Below are 1,927 nucleotides of genomic sequence, written 5' to 3'. Positions count from 1 at the left end.
GCCCTCGGCGCCGGCGCCGAGGGCTGCCCGACCTCCATCCGCACCACGTCCTCGCCGGCGCGCGCCTTCCCGGCGGCGGCGGCCATCACGTCCATGGCGAGGAAGGGCGCGACGGCGGCGGCACGGCGGGAGATGGGGATCATCGGACGCTTGTACCCGGGCGGCGGCCGCGGGTCAGCCCTCGGACGGGTCGGCGATGCTGCGCAACCCCCCTCAATGCCCGACGAACCCCGCCGCCATGTTGACGGCGAGCGCCAGCACGCCGGTGTTGAACAGGTAGGCGTAGACCGTCTGCACGGTGGCGATCCGGCGCATGCGCTTGCTGGTGATGTTGGTGTCCGAGGTGGCCGCCGCCGCGCCGATGGTGACGGTGAAGTACAGGAAGTCCCAGAAGTCGGGGGCGTCGTCGCCGTGGAAGTCGAGGCCGCCGCGGCTCTCGCCGGGCGCGTCGTCGCCGTAGTAGACGTGGGCGTAGTGGATCGTGAAGACGAGCTGCACGAAGGCCCAGGTGCACAGCACGGTCGCCCCGGCGAGCGTCAGGTCGAAGACCTTGCCGGCGCCGCTCGCCTTGCCGCCGAGCACCAGCACGCCGACGGCGGCGAAGCTCGCCGCGGCCGCGAGCAGGGTGAACACCGTCACCAGGGCCGCGCTGTCGTCGAGGCGCGACGCCTGCAGGCGCAGGGCGTCGCGCGACTGCCCGGTGGATTGGTGGACGATCAGCACCGCGTAGGCCACGATCCCGGCGCACCAGCCGGCGAGCAGGCGGGTGATGAGGTCGTCGCCCGGCATCAGCAGCGCGCCCGCGGCCATGATGCCGAACGCCGCGAGCAGGCGCGGGCGGAGCCGGAAGGCCCGGATGGGATTGATCATCGGCGTGACGCCTCGCGGGAGAAACTTCGATCGGGCACGACGGGATTTGACCCGCCGCCGTGAAAACGCCTAACCCGGCCGATAGCGGACCGACCAGACCCCGGTCCGGCCCGCCCGCCGCGCCCGCCCAGCGAGGACGTATGCCTCTCTCCCGTTTCCTCTCGGCCTCCCGCCGCGCGCTGCTGCTCGCCGTCCCCTTGGCCGTTCCCTTGGCCATGCCCCTCGGCCTCCCGGCCCGGGCGCAGACCGCGCCGGCCGCGCCCTTCACCGATGCGCAGCGCGCCGGGATCGAGGCGATCGTCAAGGACTACCTGATCAAGAACCCCGACGTGCTGCAGGAGGCGATCGCCGAGGGCGAGAAGCGCCAGGCCGAGACCCAGCGCCTGGCCCAGGCCGCCGCGCTCAAGGAATCGCAGAAGGCGCTGCTCGACAGCCCGCACGACGTCGTCGCCGGCAACCCGGCGGGCGACGTCACGATGATCGAGTTCTTCGACTACAATTGCGGCTATTGCCGCAAGGCGCTCGGCGACGTGCAGGCGCTGATCAAGGCCGATCCGAAGCTGCGCGTGGTGATCAAGGATTTCCCGGTGCTCGGCCCGGAATCGCTCGAGGCCAGCCAGATCGCGCTCGCCGCCAAGCAGCAGCTCAAGGGCGACAAGCTGTTCGAGTTCCACCAGAAGCTGCTTGAATCCAAGGGCCGGGCGAACGGCGCCAAGGCCCTCGACGTCGCCAAGGCGATGGGGCTCGACGTGGCCCGGCTGCAGAAGGACGCCCAGGGCCCCGAGGTGAAGGCGGCGCTCACCGAGAACCGCGGCCTCGGCGACAAGCTCGGCCTGTCCGGCACGCCCGCCTTCATCATCGGCGACGAGATCATCCCCGGCGCCGTCGGCGTCGACCCGATCCGCAAGACCATCGCCGACGTCCGCCAGTGCGGCCACGCCTCCTGCTGAGGCGAGAAAGGGTGTCGCGGACGCGCCCGGTCGTCTAAGACCGGCGCCTTCGCGGGATCCGGGCCCCGGTCGCGCGGCCGCGCCGGCGGATCGGCGCCGCCGCGCGA

Annotated in this window: 2 protein-coding genes and 1 pseudogene; 1 reads left to right on the top strand and 2 read right to left on the bottom strand. The window is 72.1% G+C overall.

The window, feature by feature from the left end; genetic code table 11:
• Both FV230_RS31090 and FV230_RS27750 read right to left on the bottom strand, forming a co-directional pair.
• Positions 1 to 143, bottom strand: a pseudogene (locus FV230_RS31090) (pyridoxal phosphate-dependent aminotransferase); the annotation flags it as partial.
• A 70-nt stretch (positions 144 to 213) separates the two neighbouring features.
• A complete protein-coding gene (locus FV230_RS27750; protein ID WP_147844656.1) occupies positions 214 to 870 on the bottom strand; it encodes a DUF1345 domain-containing protein in 657 nt (218 codons plus the stop codon).
• Positions 871 to 1,085: 215 nt separating this feature from the next.
• Between FV230_RS27750 and FV230_RS27745 the strand changes: the two genes are divergently transcribed.
• Entirely contained in the window at positions 1,086 to 1,820 is a 735-nt protein-coding gene (locus FV230_RS27745; RefSeq protein WP_147729710.1) for a DsbA family protein, read from the top strand.
• Positions 1,821 to 1,927: the final 107 nt, after the last annotated feature.

The sequence above is a fragment of the Methylobacterium sp. WL6 genome (assembly GCF_008040095.1).
Taxonomy (GTDB): Bacteria; Pseudomonadota; Alphaproteobacteria; order Rhizobiales; family Beijerinckiaceae; genus Methylobacterium.
The sequence above is the reverse complement of the archived record's forward strand: the minus strand, read 5'-3'. Positions and strand labels throughout refer to the sequence as shown.

Coding starts and splice junctions, on each gene's coding strand:
- FV230_RS27750 (WP_147844656.1), bottom strand. CDS start 870: ATGATCAATCCCATCCGGGCCTTCCGGCTCCGCCCGCGCCTGCTCGCG.
- FV230_RS27745 (WP_147729710.1), top strand. CDS start 1,086: ATGCCCCTCGGCCTCCCGGCCCGGGCGCAGACCGCGCCGGCCGCGCCC.